The 14,417-nt window shown below is 63.1% G+C and carries 13 protein-coding genes; 5 read left to right on the forward strand and 8 right to left on the reverse strand.

Annotated features, from left to right (window positions below):
• Positions 1-92 precede the first annotated feature (92 nt).
• Positions 93-365: a hypothetical protein gene (locus BMI90_RS14515; protein WP_078530218.1), complete on the forward strand. Its 273-nt coding sequence runs from the start codon at positions 93-95 to the stop codon at positions 363-365.
• Between the two features lie 13 nt (positions 366-378).
• On the opposite strand, the gene BMI90_RS14520 is transcribed toward BMI90_RS14515, so the two are convergent.
• Complete coding sequence (locus BMI90_RS14520; protein WP_078530219.1) at positions 379-843, reverse strand: YdcF family protein; 465 nt, start codon at positions 841-843, stop codon at positions 379-381.
• Positions 844-920: 77 nt separating this feature from the next.
• Between BMI90_RS14520 and BMI90_RS14525 the strand changes: the two genes are divergently transcribed.
• Complete coding sequence (locus BMI90_RS14525; protein WP_078530220.1) at positions 921-1,502, forward strand: rhodanese-like domain-containing protein; 582 nt, start codon at positions 921-923, stop codon at positions 1,500-1,502.
• Positions 1,503-1,591: 89 nt separating this feature from the next.
• Positions 1,592-2,251 carry a hypothetical protein gene (locus BMI90_RS14530; RefSeq protein WP_078530221.1) on the forward strand — a complete coding sequence of 220 codons (660 nt, stop codon included), beginning with the start codon at positions 1,592-1,594 and terminating at the stop codon, positions 2,249-2,251.
• 3 nt (positions 2,252-2,254) lie between these two features.
• On the opposite strand, the gene uvrB is transcribed toward BMI90_RS14530, so the two are convergent.
• Entirely contained in the window at positions 2,255-4,438 is a 2,184-nt protein-coding gene (gene uvrB / locus BMI90_RS14535) for an excinuclease ABC subunit UvrB (protein WP_078530222.1), read from the reverse strand.
• Positions 4,439-4,791: 353 nt separating this feature from the next.
• On the opposite strand from uvrB, the gene BMI90_RS14540 reads away from it, so the two are divergent.
• Positions 4,792-5,103, forward strand: a complete 312-nt coding sequence (locus BMI90_RS14540; RefSeq protein WP_078530223.1) for an ETC complex I subunit — start codon at positions 4,792-4,794, stop codon at positions 5,101-5,103.
• 397 nt (positions 5,104-5,500) lie between these two features.
• Here the strand turns inward: BMI90_RS14540 and BMI90_RS14545 are convergent, their stop codons facing one another.
• The 6 genes from BMI90_RS14545 to BMI90_RS14570 all read right to left on the reverse strand — a co-directional run bounded on the left by BMI90_RS14545 (position 5,501) and on the right by BMI90_RS14570 (position 13,277).
• Complete coding sequence (locus tag BMI90_RS14545) at positions 5,501-7,330, reverse strand: SLC13 family permease (RefSeq protein WP_078530224.1); 1,830 nt, start codon at positions 7,328-7,330, stop codon at positions 5,501-5,503.
• A 235-nt stretch (positions 7,331-7,565) separates the two neighbouring features.
• Positions 7,566-8,255: a DUF2927 domain-containing protein gene (locus BMI90_RS14550; protein WP_078530225.1), complete on the reverse strand. Its 690-nt coding sequence runs from the start codon at positions 8,253-8,255 to the stop codon at positions 7,566-7,568.
• An 82-nt stretch (positions 8,256-8,337) separates the two neighbouring features.
• The gene (locus tag BMI90_RS14555; protein ID WP_078530226.1) at positions 8,338-9,414 is read right to left on the reverse strand and encodes a DUF1513 domain-containing protein; all 1,077 of its coding nucleotides are present in this window, start codon (positions 9,412-9,414) and stop codon (positions 8,338-8,340) included.
• Positions 9,415-9,418: 4 nt separating this feature from the next.
• Complete coding sequence (locus BMI90_RS14560; RefSeq protein WP_078530227.1) at positions 9,419-10,399, reverse strand: imelysin family protein; 981 nt, start codon at positions 10,397-10,399, stop codon at positions 9,419-9,421.
• Entirely contained in the window at positions 10,399-11,958 is a 1,560-nt protein-coding gene (locus BMI90_RS14565; protein ID WP_078530228.1) for a di-heme oxidoredictase family protein, read from the reverse strand. Before BMI90_RS14565 ends, BMI90_RS14560 begins: the two co-directional genes overlap by 1 nt.
• A gap of 59 nt (positions 11,959-12,017) precedes the next feature.
• Entirely contained in the window at positions 12,018-13,277 is a 1,260-nt protein-coding gene (locus BMI90_RS14570) for an imelysin family protein (protein WP_245795064.1), read from the reverse strand.
• 372 nt (positions 13,278-13,649) lie between these two features.
• Between BMI90_RS14570 and BMI90_RS14575 the strand changes: the two genes are divergently transcribed.
• Positions 13,650-14,414: a DeoR/GlpR family DNA-binding transcription regulator gene (locus tag BMI90_RS14575; RefSeq protein WP_078530229.1), complete on the forward strand. Its 765-nt coding sequence runs from the start codon at positions 13,650-13,652 to the stop codon at positions 14,412-14,414.
• The last annotated feature ends 3 nt before the right edge of the window (positions 14,415-14,417 follow it).

Consider the following 14,417-nt stretch of genomic DNA (forward strand, 5'->3'; position numbering starts at 1 on the left):
CGGCCCGCGGTTTTTCGTGCGGTAGCGCTGGACGGATGGGAACTTGCACCCCCATATCCGCGTTGATGTGAAAAGACATAGCGGAGAGTGACATGGAAGACGTTCTTCAAGCCATCGGGACGGTCGGGATGGTGCTGCTGGTCATCGCGGGGCTGCTTGCGGGCTGGATCGCGAGCCTCGTCTCGGGCGGGCGTCACACGGGCGCCTATCTCGCGATTGGCGTCATCGGCGCGCTGATCACCCCCTTCATCGCGGCGCTGCTGGGGGGTGCGGTTCTCGCGGCGGGCGGTTTGCTCGCGATTGTCGGGATCGCGCTGGTGGGGGCAGTCGTGGTGCTTGTCATCGGCAAGCTCATCCTCGACTGAGCACGGTTCGGCCTCACGGGGCCGGCGCCCCGCGCAAAAGCCACCATCCGAGCTTGAGATAGGCAAACCCTTCGCGGGCGCGGGCCTTCGCGCTCGCGCGGTGGTCGGGGCAGTCGGCCCGTGCCATCAGCCCCATTGCCCGCGCAATGACGATGGCGCGCGGTGCGTGATAGGGATCGGTGACGATGACGACCTCGCGGGCTGTAAGCATCTCGCGCGCGAAGGCGACATTCTCATAGGTGCTGGTCGAGCGATCCTCGAGCGCGATCGCAGCCTCCGGTACCCCTGCGTCGCGCAGGATCGCGGCCATGGCCTGCGCCTCGCTCGGCTCATGCCGCCCGAGCCCGCCGCAACAGATCACCCGATCGCTTTTCCCGGCGTGGAAAAGTCGCGCCGCGTGGCGTGTGCGTCGCACCAGAGCGGGCGAGGGGGCGCCACCGGGCCAGACGGCCGCGCCGAGGATCAGGATGGTGCTCATCCTTCCGAGCTAGGCGCTGGCCTCTTGCGGGACAAGCCGGAATGCGCATGCTATGATTACAAAAATGGGAGGTTTTCATGCGCATTACGATCATCGCGGCAGTTCTTGCCGCAGCCCCGGCTTTCGCCGATCCGGTCAATATCCGCCCGGACATGATGTCGGTCACTGTCGAGACCGCCAATGGCCCGGTCGAGATCAGCCGCATCCAGGACAACGAGAACAAGCTGGAGGGCGACTGGGCCAAGACCTCGCGACCCTGTCCGAATTTCTGTATCCAGCCGATGGTGCCCGCCGAGGGGGTGACCCCGATCGGCGAGTTGGAGATCCTGCAATTCCTGCAAGATCCCAATGTCGTGGTGATCGACGGGCGGGTGAAGCCCGATTTCGAGGGCGGCGCGATCCCGGGGGCCGTCAATGTGCCCTATACGGAGGCCGCCGACCGTCTGGGCGAGTTGGGCTGCGAGCCCGATTTCGAGGGGTTCGACTGCACCGGCGAGAACGTGAAATCGGCCGCGCTCTATTGCAATGGCCCGTGGTGCGGCCAGTCCCCCACGGCGGCGCGCCGGATGATCGAGGCGGGCTTCCCGGCGGAGAAGATCTACTACTATCGCGGCGGGATGCAGCAATGGCGGCTGCTGGGGCTGACGGTGACCGAGTGAGGTTGCCTAGAGAGTGGAGTGAATGCCGAGATAGCTTGACATGCCTTCAGTATTTCAGTATATGCTGATTTACTGAATCGGGTGGAGCTATGAAGGTTACCTTTAAGGCTAAGGAAATCGAAAAGAACCTTTGGGTTGCTCAAATGGCACTGGATGACCGCGTGTTTTTTCCAGTGAACCCGTCTCAGCAAGGTGAGAACGGTATCTATGTTGTGACCGGCGCAAACTTCTCATCGTCCAGCCAAGACCTGACTTTCGATCTCTCGGAATGCCGTTGCCTGCAGAGCGGTTCAGGTAAGGTGATGGTGTTCTCAGGAGAAGAGCCTATTCCTCGTCATGGGGCCGATAAGGTTGTACTTTCGCCGAAAGCGGTCACTCAAAATATGTCAGATATCGACAGTCTTGATCTATCCATCAATCGATTCCTCGAGGAATGCAAAGGCTACGGGCTACCAAAGCAACTAGTTGGGGCGGTAGAGAAGCTGCTTCTATCACTTTCATCGCGACAGAGCTTTACGCTTGAGGAAGGGAAACAACGCAAGTGGACTTCTGCGCCCAACTTTATCGCAATGACGATACAGAACCGCAAAAAACAGTTGCTTGTCTCTGTGAAAGGCGATCCGCAGAACATGAGCTTTTGCAGCATCGCTCCGAAAGTAAGCCGCCCTCCCTACTGCGAGTTTCATTTTTCAGATGCCGCTCAGTTTGAGGAAGTGTTAGAGGCGTGCATCCGCTCACAGGACTATTGAGGTTCACCGCCCCTTCCTTCGCTTCACGCCACCCCTTTGTCCCGGCCGTCCCGCCGTCGACCGGCCTTTCGCCTTCACCGCCGCCTCGCTCGCGGCCTCCACGGCCGATTGCCGCGCGAGCGGGTCGTCATGGACGGCGAGGTCCACCGCCTCCAGACGCTTCACCTCGTCGCGCAGGCGGGCGGCTTCCTCGAATTCCAGATCCTCGGCGGCCTTGCGCATCTTGGCACGCAGATCGTCGAGATGGGCGGCAAGGTTCGCGCCGGGCTTGACCGCATCGACCTTGGCGGTGACGCGCGACATGTCGGTGTCGCCCTGATAGAGCCCGGCCAGAACGTCCTCGACATTCTTCTTCACCGTCGCGGGGGTGATGCCGTGTTCCTCGTTATAGGCGATCTGCTTGGCGCGGCGGCGGTCGGTCTCGTCCATCGCGCGCTGCATCGAGCCGGTGATCTTGTCGGCATACATGATCACCCGCCCATCGGCGTTGCGCGCGGCCCGGCCGATCGTCTGGATCAGCGAGGTTTCCGAACGCAGGAAGCCCTCCTTGTCGGCATCTAGGATCGCGACCAGACCGCATTCTGGGATGTCGAGCCCCTCGCGCAGCAGGTTGATCCCCACCAGCACGTCGAAAGCGCCAAGGCGCAGGTCGCGCAGGATCTCGATCCGCTCGATCGTGTCGATATCGGAATGCATGTAGCGCACCCGTACGCCCTGTTCGTGCAGGTATTCGGTCAGGTCCTCGGCCATGCGTTTGGTCAGCGTGGTGACGAGCGTCCGGTAGCCGCGCGCGGCGACCGTGCGGATTTCATCCAGCACATCGTCCACCTGAGTCTCGACCGGGCGGATCTCCACGACCGGGTCGAGAAGGCCGGTCGGGCGGATGATCTGTTCGGTGAAGACGCCGCCGGTCTGCTCCAGCTCCCACGCGGCAGGCGTGGCCGAGACGAAGACCGATTGCGGGCGCATCGCGTCCCATTCCTCGAACTTGAGCGGGCGGTTGTCCATGCAGGAGGGCAGGCGGAAGCCGTGTTCGGCCAGCGTGAACTTGCGCCGGTAGTCGCCGCGATACATGCCGCCGATCTGGGGCACGGTGACGTGGGATTCGTCGGCGAAGACGATCGCGTTGTCGGGGATGAATTCGAACAGGGTGGGCGGCGGCTCACCGGGCGCGCGGCCGGTGAGATAGCGCGAATAGTTCTCGATCCCGTTGCAGACGCCGGTGGCCTCCAGCATCTCAAGATCGAAATTCGTGCGCTGTTCGAGGCGTTGCGCCTCGAGCAGCTTGCCTTCGTCCTGCAACTGCTTGAGCCGCTGCGTCAGCTCCTTGCGGATGCCCTTGGTCGCCTGCTGCAGCGTCGGGCGGGGCGTGACGTAGTGGCTGTTCGCGTAGATGCGGATCTGCTCGAAACTGTCGGTCTTCGCCCCGGTCAGCGGATCGAATTCGGTAATGGCTTCAAGCTCTTCTCCGAAGAAGCTGAAGCGCCACGCCCGATCTTCGAGGTGCGCGGGCCACAGGTCCACGGTGTCGCCCTTCACGCGAAACGCGCCGCGCTGGAAGGCCGCATCCAGACGCTTGTATTGCTGCGCCACCAGATCGCCGAGGAATTTGCGCTGTTCGATCAGCTCGCCGACCTTCAGATCCTGCGTCATCGCCGAATAGGTCTCGACCGAGCCGATACCGTAGATGCACGACACCGAGGCCACGATGATCACGTCGTCACGCTCGAGCAGCGCCCGGGTTGCCGAGTGCCGCATCCGGTCGATCTGCTCGTTGATCTGCGATTCCTTCTCGATATAGGTGTCCGAGCGCGGAACATAGGCCTCGGGCTGGTAGTAGTCGTAGTAGGAGACGAAATATTCCACCGAGTTGTCGGGGAAGAAGCCCTTGAATTCGCCGTATAATTGCGCAGCCAGCGTCTTGTTGGGCGCAAGGATGATCGCAGGGCGCTGCGTCTCTTCGATGACCTTGGCCATGGTGAAGGTCTTGCCCGTGCCCGTCGCGCCGAGCAGCACCTGGTCGCGCTCTCCCGCGTTGACGCCCTCCGACAGCTCCGCGATCGCGGTGGGCTGGTCGCCTGCGGGTGCGAAATCCGTCTTCATCACGAACCGCTTGCCGCCTTCGAGCTTGGGGCGTGTGAGCACGTCGGGACGTTCGGTGGGCAGGTTCGTATTGTTGTGGGGCATCGCGCAGACCTTTCGCTGGACCCTAGATTTGTCCTCTTTTCGTTCGCGTTCAAGGGGTTGCGCACAGGGTTAAGGAAGGGTTTCTGGATGGTTCTGAATTTTACATATTTATCAATTTGTTATGGCCGGAACTTGCTTGATTCAGATCCTGGGACCATGCAAGGTGAGCGGGCAAGCAGTGTAGATCTGCCGGCCGGCGTACCACTTCACCCCTCGCTCCCCAGCCGGCTGGCAGAAACCTTTGGCTCTCAATGGGGATCTACGACGCGTGGGCGGTTTCTGGTGGCTTGAAGGCTTGCGATTTGTTTCCGATGCTCTAAGAGGAAGGGGAAGCATCGCTGAGGAGTTTGTCCATGCGCGCGCGCATCTACCAACCCGCCCGCAACGCCATGCAGTCGGGCACCGCGAAAACCAAGTTCTGGTATCTCGATTACGTTCCCGCCGACGCGCGTGAGATCGATCCGCTGATGGGCTGGACGAGTTCGGATGACACCCAGACCCAGGTGCGTCTGCGTTTCGAGAGCCGCGAGGCGGCCGAGGCCTATGCCAAGGAAAAGGGCATCGACTATCTGGTGACCGAGCCGCACAAGCGCTCCGCCAATATCCGCCCGCGCGGCTATGGCGAGAACTTTGCCACCGACCGGCGCGCCAACTGGACGCATTGATCCCGTATAGCACACCTGAGGTCTCCCGATGGGAGGCCGGGTTTTGCCTTGGGTCAAACGGCGTGGGCGCGGCTGGGGATTGCGCCTCGTTTTCGTAGGCTTTTTTGTGTCACGCAGGGTGGCGCGCGATCGCGCGTCGCTCGCCAAAGACGGTCCGGGGTATGGGCGCTTTGAGGGGCGGTGAGGGGGCTCCCGCTCGCGACGCGCTCTTGTGTTGCCCAGTACTGACGCCATGAGATTTCTGATCGGTCTGGCACCTCCAACGGGCCGGACTGCTCGCGGTTGAAACGCTGGCTGATGATATTCGCACCAATGATCTGCGTTTCGTTTTCGAGCACACGCAGAATGACTCGCCTGCAACTTCAATCGCCGGTTTTCCCGTGTCCGGCGGGCGCCGTCAGAAATCGTAAACGATCGGCAAAAGCCCCACCGCGACCAGCAAGGTGAAAAGCGCGAGCGGCGTCCCGATTTTCAGGAAGTCGACGAAACGGTAACCCCCGGGGCTCAGCACGAGGAGATTCACGGGCGAGGCGACGGGCGTCATGAACGCCGTCGAAGCCGCCAGCGCCACGCACATCATGAAGGGCTCTGGCGAAGCGTCCATGCCCTTCGCGATCGCAAGCGCGATCGGCCCCATCAGCACGGCTGTCGCGGTATTGGACATGAACAGGCTCAACGTCATCGTCACCAGAAACAACGTTCCGAGCACGACGCGCGGGGCGCTTTCTCCAAAGGTATCAAGGACGGTCGCGGCCGCAAGATCGACGCCGCCTGCGCGTTCAAGCGCCAGCGCGAAGGGTATCATGCCGGCGATGAGCACCAAGGTCTGCCAGTTGATCGCGCGATAGGCCGACGGAAGATCGATGCAGCCGAAAACCCCTAGCGCGATGCAGGTTATCAGTGCGATCTGCGCGTTTGGCAGAACCCCGAATGTCATCGCGAGCACCATGGCGGCAAGGACGGCGATTGCGGTCTTCGCCCGCTTGCGTTCGGGCACATATTCCTCGGCCTCCTCGGGCAGTTCGAGAAGGACGAGATCGCGCCGATGCTCCTGCAAACGCTGGATCGTCCTCCACGGACCGCTGAGCAGGAGCGTGTCACCTGCTTTCAGCTGCGTATTGGCCACGTCGCCCGTAACGGGTTGCTGGCTGCGACAGATGCCCAGGACGCTCAGTTCCGAAATGGTCCTGAGGTTTGCCTCGACGGGCGATTTGCCCACCAGAGGCGAGTTCGGCGGAACCATCGCTTCGACGAGCCCCACGTCACGGTTGGGAAGGGGGGTGGAGTTTTCGAAAGAGGCGCATCGCTGCAAATCGTGCAACGCAATGTACCCATCGAGGTCGAAAGAGGGGGACGACAGGATGACGATGAGACGGTCGTTGGCGACAATCTGTTCATGGGCCTGCGGAAGCAGAAACTCCCTCCCGTGCCGCCTGCGGCGCTCGAGCGCGAAGATGGCCACGCCATCGCGTCCGAAGAGACCGAGCTCGTCGAGCCGATGTCCCGTGATGTTGCTCGCGGCCGGGATGGCAATGCGCGCGATCCGATCAGCCAGGCCGAAGCGTTCAAGCAGATCGCGAAACCTCGGTCGCAGGCTGGCAGAGGTCGATGCCTGTTTCCCCGGGCCAAGAAAACGACGCATGAACAGCATGTAGAGGATCGCGAAGACCAGGACAGGCACGCCGAAAAGAGAGAAATCGAAGAACCCGAAACCGTCATATCCCTGCCGGATCAGCTCGGCATTGAGCACCATGTTCGGCGGGGTTGCGACAAGCGTGAGCATGCCCGAAATGAGCGCCGCGATCGAAAGGGACATCATCAGTCGGTTTGGCGGAATATGGACCTTGCGCGCTGCACTCAGGACGATCGGAATGAAGATCGCGACAACGCCCGTCGAACTCATGAAGGCGCTGAGCCCGGCGGCAAACAGCATCAGCAGAACGAGCATCTTGGCCTCGCTGCCGCCCGAGCGGAGGCTGAGCTGATCGCCGATCCACTGGGTCACGCCGGTTCGCACCAGGGCTTCGCCCACGACGAACAAGGCCGCGATAAGAATGACGCTCGGATCGGAAAATCCCTTGAGCGCCTCGGAGACGGAAATCAGCCCGGTGAAGGGCATCGCGATCACGAGCAGAACCGCGACCACATCCATGCGCGGTTTTCCCAGGACGAAGAGCGCAAGCGAGATAATGAGAAGGACAAGGACGGATGCGAGCTCGAATGTCATCAGGTTTCCGATTTCCGGGTTTGACGATGTCCTGTTGTCATCGGCATGCGCAACACGATCACCTCAGGGGGGAGGGGAGGTTTTCCTGAAACCCATCTTGCAGACCTTCGCGGGCAGATGAAAGGTCACTTGGCGAAACGGGCGTCTCGAAAAGCAATCGGATCACGCACCGATCCGCTCCCCGGGGCCCCACTGAGCCTACCGGGCATTGCGCTCGATCGTGTCAGCGTCTCGATCACTGCGGAGGGTAGTGGGTGCGCAGGGCGATCATGTCCTGCCCGCCCAATCTGGTCACGGAATTCCCGTCCTCGGAAAAGATCGAGCGCTGCGTGTAATAGGGGTTCACGATATCGGTCGAAAATCCGAGGCTTTGGGTGAGTTCCTCGAGCACGATCGAGCGTATGTCGCGCGACAGGATATCTCGGGTGAAGACGATATCGGCTTCGCTGATCCGGCCGGTATTCGTCTGCCAGAAGAAGGTGACGCGCGCGACGCTGCCTTTTTCCATGCGCGTTCCGTCGACCATCCGGTCGCCCGTATCGCGCACGATGCCGCCTTCTTTCGTGGCGCTGAGAAAAATCTCGATATCGGCGCGCTTGCCCGTGACATAGGTCACTCGGAGATCGGCCCCGGCGGCGTTGATCTCCTGCGTGGCGTCGAGAAGCGCATTATGGATTTCGCGCCGCGTACGGTCCGGGAAATGCGGGGAGACGAACTTGATGGCCACGGTAAGGTTCCTGCGTTTCGGCGCGAACCATTTGCGCATCGGCAATTTGCAGGCGCCTCCGGGCTGCGCTTCGCAGGCGACGGCACGATAGAGATCGCGGTCGCTCAACTTGCCTTCACAACGCACCAGTCCTTCGGCGAAGAGCGGTGGTGCGCTCAGCGCGGTCATCAGGGCGGCGACGGTGAGGGCGTGGCGCATGGAGGCTCCCGGGCGCTGTGAGACGATGCTCACAGGGTTCACCGGGGGCCTCGGATGCGTCAAGCGATTTGAGCGCTTCGCCTCAGCTTTGCAGCGAAACGATGTGGTTGTCCCAGGCGCAGTCCTGCCGCCCGAGCGGTCGCGTGCCTTGCGCGCCGACCGCGATCAGCCCGCCCAGCCCGTCGCTGGCCAGATAGCCTGCCGGGTGGGTCGCGAGCCCGCAGACATCGGCACGCGAGACCGCGCCGAGGAAACTCCCGTCGGGCGCAAAGCGATGGAGCCTCCCGCCGCGCGGTGAGCTGATCGCGATTTCCGAACCATCGCCCGAAAACGCGATGGAGCCGGCATAGCCCTTCATCGCCAGCTCGTCCGCAAGCGGGGCAGAGGCAAGCACCGGTGCCTCGCCGCGCCGATGCAGGCCCAGAAGGGGCGTGGCGGCATCCGGCGCGCCTTCCCATTGCATCGCGAAACCCACCTGTCCGTCGGGACCGAGCGCGAGGTGACGGATCGAGTTCTGCCAAAGCTCGGGCTCCAGCTCGATTGTCTCCAGAAGCCGCCCGTCGAGATCGAAATAGCTCAGGTTCGGGCGCATCGTGTCGATGTTCAGCTTCGTTCGGTCGCTCGGATCGGTCGCGATCCCGCCATTCGCCCCGACCAGCGTGCGCCCATCCCCCATCAGCCGCAGGTCATGCGGGCCAATGCCGTGGGTCGCGAACTCCCCGACGCGCAGATAGCCCGCCTCGACATCCCAGATCCCGATGACGCCGGCGCTGGTGTCGGCCATCTGCTCGACCGTGAGGAGACGCGCGCCATTCTCGACATAGACGCCGTGGCCGTTGAACTGGCGTCCCTCGGGTGGCGTGAGCGTACGGATGACCGCGCCGCCCACGCAATCGATGACCAGCGCGAAATGGCCCGGACGGCGGGCGAAGGCCACGGCCTCTGCGCGGGTCGGGTGGCCTGCGCCCGCATGGCCGCGCGCGGGAAGGGGAAGTTGAAACAGGGTCGCGCCTTCGGGATCGAGACCAAAGAGCGCGAAGCGCCCGTCGGGGGTTTTCGCGGCGGCGATATAGGCAGGGTCACCGGCGGCGGCCCAGCTCAGGTTCGGCGCGGCCGAGGCGGCGAGAAGACCGGCGAGGAAAAAGCGGCGGGTGGTCATGGGGTCAGTCTCCGTCTTGCGAGTTGAATCCGGCCGAGATGCCGAGCGCGGTGCCGATCTCGGTCTCGACCGCGCGGCGCATGGACTGCACCTGTTGTTGGAGGATCTCGACGCGGAGCCGGGATTGCGGATCGCTCACGCCAGATAAGTCTTTTTTGTCAATCGACTGAGCGGCTTTCTTGATGTTGTCCGACGCTGCGTCCACCTGCGGAAGATCGTGATCGACAAGCGCATGGGCAAGCTGCTCGGCGGCCTCCGTCGACAGGAGAACATTGCGCAGGCTGCGACCGGAGCGCCGTGCTTCGGCAAGCTTGGGTCGGGGTTTGTCGAAGGTACCAAGGGGGCGCCCGAGTCGGCTGTCAGCGGTGAATTCGAGTCCCGAAAGCAGTTGGGTGTAAAGCGCGCGGATCGCCTCGTCATCGCTCATATAGGTTGCGTTGTCGGGCGCCCCGGCGGTTTCCAGAACCTTCGCGTACTCCTCCCAGTCGGCGTTGAGCGCCTGTGCCTGACGCGCCAGTTCAATGCTCGCGGCCTGCACGTAGCGGCAGCTGTAGCTCTGCGCGTCATAGCCCGAGAAAGCGGGGTCGTAGAGCAGCATCTCGAGTGCGAACAAACCCTTGGCCGCGATCGAAGCCTCGGCAAAGCGTGCAGGGTCATCGACCACCGGATCTTGCTGTGCGACCATCTTCGTGACTGTTCGCTGCGTGAAACCGCGATCGTCGGGCCAGAAGGCAATCGACAGGGCCGCCGTCTCCGATGGCCCGAGGCGCAGGTCCCCCACCGCAAGCCAGGCATCGAAGGCGGCGTTATAGGCAGGGCGGACCGAAGGTGCGGTACAATCGGCCTCTGCCGTCTCGGCCAGCGTCCGGGCGGCTTCGGCAAAGCCTGCAAACCCTGGCAGGATGTCTTGCTCAAGCGCTTCAGAGACGCCGCCGAATGCGGGCGCGGCAAGCGTGAGCGATAGCAGAAGGGCGGGCAGGCGCATTACAGGCTCTCCAGGAATTTGATCAGGGCGTCGCGGTCGGCTTTCGGCATCTCGATCACGCGGGTCTTCGCGGGGTCCGCTTCGCCACCATGCCAAAGGATCGCCTCCAGCAGGTTGCGCGCGCGCCCGTCGTGCAGGAAACGGGTATGGCCGCTGACCGTCTCGGTCATGCCGATCCCCCAGAGCGGCGGCGTGCGCCATTCGCGTCCCGTCGCGCGACCCTCGGGGCGATTGTCGGCCAGACCCTCGCCCATGTCATGCAGCAGCAAGTCGGTGTAGGGCCAGATCAGCTGGAAGCTCTGCTCGGGCTGGCCCTCGAGCCGGTGGGTGACGAATTTCGGATTGTGGCAGGCGGTGCAGCCAGTCTCGTAGAAGATCTGTTTGCCGCGCAATACCTGCGGATCGGCGGCGTCGCGGCGCGCGGGAACGGCGAGGTTGCGGCTGTAAAAGCTCACAAGATCAAGACCTTCCGCGCCGATCTCAAAGCCGTCCTCTTCCGGATCGCCGCCATGGATCGCGGTGCGGCACGCAGCTTGCGCCGCGGTGCAATCGCCCCAGGGATCGGGAAAGAGCGGCGAGGAAATCCCCATGTCACCGGAGAAAGCTGCAGCCGATTGTTCCTTCACCGTCGGTACACCGGCCTTCAAGCCGAAACGCCCCAGCATCGGGCGGGCCTGCTCGATCGACCAGACGATATTGGGACGCCCCGAAATCCCGTCGCCATCGCTGTCCTCGGGATCGGCCAGAGCGAGGATGTCCGCCGCCGGGATCGCTTCGAGCAAGCCAAGCCCGATCATCTGAGGCGCCACACGCGGCGAGAGCATCGCATCTTCGGCCAACGGACCGTATCCGAGATCGGCCGCGCGGTAGTAGGGCTTGAGAAGCGTCGCGGTTTCGCCTTCGGACAGCGCCACGTCGACCTCTTCATACCGAATATCCAGCCGATATTCGGCCGCATGTCCGGTCGTCGCGAAATCCTGCAGCTGGCCGCCATAGATCGGGTCGGGGGCGGTCGCGATATAATCCTCGATCTCGGCCATCTGCGCATTCAGGTCAGCCCGGTCGCCCGGCACCGAGACCCGCAGGAACATCGACACGGCGGTATCCTCGGGGCCCTCGGGCGGATGGCCGCGCCCGTCCTTGATATGGCAATTCTGGCAGCCCCGCGCATTGTAGAGCGTGCCCAACCCGTCGGAGGCGCGCGTCGAGGCGGGGGCCTCGACCCAGATCTTGCGAAAGAGCCCGTTGCCGACCTTGAAGTCCAGTTCGCGCGCGAAGTCGATATTGCCCGAAGGCTGCGAGAACGCATCGGCATTGCGCCGAGCGCGCACGGTGGCAGCTCCGGCAGGCATTTCCTCGAAGCGCTCGGGCTTGGAGAAATCATGCGTCGGGGCGGTGACCGCCTCGATCCGCGCAGCCTCTTCGGGCGTGCGCGCGACCACCGCGAGATGCGGATCGTCGAGGGTGAGGGCCGCCGCGGGACCGGCGCAAAGACACGCCGCGGCCAGAGCGCGGCACGAAAGGTGGCGGAGGGGGTTGGCTGGGCGTGAGGAGGGCATCGCTTGCTATTCGAAGGTTGCGCGGTGCGACATTAACTTCATGTCGCACCGCTTTGGTTTTACTGGAAAACGGCGTTCGGATTGTCGAGGCTGTCCGAGCCTTCGAAGGCGATCTGGTCGAGCTCCAGCGTCCGGACGACCCGTTCGATCGAGCGGGTCTGGTCGATCAGCCCGTTCACGCCACCCATGATCAGCGCCTCGCCTTCGGCATTGCCCGCAGCGAGCATCATGTCATAGGCGAAACCATCTTCGGCCGCAGCCTTGATCGCGCCGAGCGCGTCCATCGTGGTGTCGAGCTTGCCGCGCATCTCGGCATCGAGCGCGGGGTCTTTCGCAGCCACCAGATCCGAGAGAGACGCGCCCTCGATCACCGAGCCGTCGATCCGCTCGTAGCGGCCGAGATAGACGTTCCGGATGCCGAGCCCGTCATAGTAATGGCTGTTATGGGTGTTGTCGGAGAAGCAATCATGCTCTTCCTCGGGATCGTTCAGCATCAGCCCGAGACGCATCCGCTCGCCGGCCTGTTCGCCATAGGAAAGGCTGCCCATGCCGGTCAGGATCGCGACAAGGCCCGCGCCTTCATCGGCCGTGACCGACTGGCGTGCGTCGCCACCTTCGGCCCAGTTCGCGGCCATTTCTTCGAGATCGGCCACCAGCAGGTCGGTCGCCGCTTTCAGATAGGCCGAGCGGCGGTCGCAGTTGCCACCCGTACATCCCTCGCCGGTGACGTAATCGGTATAGGGGCGCGCGCCGGCGCCGGGGCCGGTGCCATTGAGATCCTGCCCCCAGAGGAGGAATTCGATCGCGTGATAGCCGCGCGCGACATTGGTTTCGATCCCGTCTGCCTCGTTGAGGGTCTCACCGATCAACTCGGGCGTGATCTCGGTCGCGTCGACCTGCTGGCCCGCAATGGTGATCTGCGGATTGGCGATCACATTCAGTGCGGCCAGTTCATTCGCATCGCTCGGTCCACCATAGGATGCATCGACATAGTCGATCAGCCCTTCGTCGAGGGGCCAGGCATTCACCTTGCCCTCCCAGTCATCGACGATGGCATTGCCGAACCGGTAAACTTCGGTCTGCTGATAGGGCACACGGGCGGCAAGCCACGCGGTTTTCGCCGCTTCCAGCGTTTCGGGCGAGGGGCTGGCGATCAGCGCATCGACCGCCGCTTGCAGCGCGCGGGCAGTGGCGAGGCTGTCGGCGTATTTCGCCTCCGCGATATCGGCATAGGTGTCGAGCACCGCAGCCGGGCTTGCCGCGGCCTCGGCCTGTGCCAGAGAGGGGGAGAGGCAAAGGGCAAGGTAGGTCGTTGCCATCAAGGATTTCATCATGTGTCGCTGTCCTTTCGCGCGTCTGTTGCGGCCGACAGGTTTGGATGCCCGGACAGGGCATCGAACCGCTCTGGCCGATGTCCGTGTCTCTGGGCTGCCCGAGGTGCAAAATTCGGGTGGCTAAGAGGATGCGGCAATACCTGATTGAATTGATCGGATATGTCAATCGGGGTTTTGGAATGCTGTGGTTTTTCTTCCCGGCAGTGCGTCAAAAAGCGGGAGAGAGGTGCTTTTCGTCGTGAAACGATCAAAATCGCGCCCTATCACGCAGCGAAAGAGCCGCTTGGGCAGCTTGACGAAACTGTCGGATGACAGGAACGCGAAGCTGTGGCAGCAAGGGCAAAGACGGAGGGGGCGATGGCACTGAATTTTCGACAAAGCGAGATTCTCGAGATCGCGCGCAACGAGGGGCGCGTGGGTGTCGAGGCACTGGCCGAACGCTTCAACGTCTCGTTGCAGACGATCCGGCGCGACCTCACCGATCTGGCCGATGCGGGCCATCTGGAGCGGGTGCATGGCGGCGCGGTGATCCGCACCGGCGTGGTGAATTTCGCCTATGAGGAGCGCCGTCGGATGAACGAGGCGGCGAAGGCTGCGATCGGGCGGGCCTGCGCGCAGGCGATCCCCGACAACAGCTCGATCATCCTCAATCTGGGCACCACCACCGAAGCCGTGGCGCGCGAATTGCTCGGCCATCGCAACATCACCGTGGTGACCAACAATATCAACGTCGCCAATATCCTGCTGGCCAATGAGAGTTGCGAGATCCTCGTGGCGGGCGGGAACCTGCGGCGCTCGGATGGCGGGTTGGTGGGCGATCTGACGGCGGATTTCATTCGCGAGTTCAAGGTGGATTTCGCGGTGATCGGGGCCTCGGGGCTCGACGCGGACGGCGATCTTCTCGATTACGATCTGGCCGAGGTTCGGGTAAGCCGCACGATCCTGCGTCAGGCGCGCACGAAATTCCTCGTGACCGATGCCTCCAAGCTCGCGCGCTCGGCCCCGGTGCGGCTGGCGTCGCTGAGCGAACTCGACCGGGTCTTCATCGATGCGCCTTTGCCCGGGGATCTCGCGCAGCTTTGCGCTGAGGCCGAGACCGAGGTCACCGTCGTCGGGTCGTAATCT

Origin of the sequence: Thioclava sp. L04-15 (assembly GCF_002020275.1) — a bacterium.
Taxonomy (GTDB): Bacteria; Pseudomonadota; Alphaproteobacteria; order Rhodobacterales; family Rhodobacteraceae; genus Thioclava; species Thioclava marina.

Coding starts and splice junctions, on each gene's coding strand:
- BMI90_RS14515 (WP_078530218.1), top strand. CDS start 93: ATGGAAGACGTTCTTCAAGCCATCGGGACGGTCGGGATGGTGCTGCTG.
- BMI90_RS14520 (WP_078530219.1), bottom strand. CDS start 843: ATGAGCACCATCCTGATCCTCGGCGCGGCCGTCTGGCCCGGTGGCGCC.
- BMI90_RS14525 (WP_078530220.1), top strand. CDS start 921: ATGCGCATTACGATCATCGCGGCAGTTCTTGCCGCAGCCCCGGCTTTC.
- BMI90_RS14530 (WP_078530221.1), top strand. CDS start 1,592: ATGAAGGTTACCTTTAAGGCTAAGGAAATCGAAAAGAACCTTTGGGTT.
- uvrB (WP_078530222.1), bottom strand. CDS start 4,438: ATGCCCCACAACAATACGAACCTGCCCACCGAACGTCCCGACGTGCTC.
- BMI90_RS14540 (WP_078530223.1), top strand. CDS start 4,792: ATGCGCGCGCGCATCTACCAACCCGCCCGCAACGCCATGCAGTCGGGC.
- BMI90_RS14545 (WP_078530224.1), bottom strand. CDS start 7,330: ATGACATTCGAGCTCGCATCCGTCCTTGTCCTTCTCATTATCTCGCTT.
- BMI90_RS14550 (WP_078530225.1), bottom strand. CDS start 8,255: ATGCGCCACGCCCTCACCGTCGCCGCCCTGATGACCGCGCTGAGCGCA.
- BMI90_RS14555 (WP_078530226.1), bottom strand. CDS start 9,414: ATGACCACCCGCCGCTTTTTCCTCGCCGGTCTTCTCGCCGCCTCGGCC.
- BMI90_RS14560 (WP_078530227.1), bottom strand. CDS start 10,399: ATGCGCCTGCCCGCCCTTCTGCTATCGCTCACGCTTGCCGCGCCCGCA.
- BMI90_RS14565 (WP_078530228.1), bottom strand. CDS start 11,958: ATGCCCTCCTCACGCCCAGCCAACCCCCTCCGCCACCTTTCGTGCCGC.
- BMI90_RS14570 (WP_245795064.1), bottom strand. CDS start 13,277: ATGGCAACGACCTACCTTGCCCTTTGCCTCTCCCCCTCTCTGGCACAG.
- BMI90_RS14575 (WP_078530229.1), top strand. CDS start 13,650: ATGGCACTGAATTTTCGACAAAGCGAGATTCTCGAGATCGCGCGCAAC.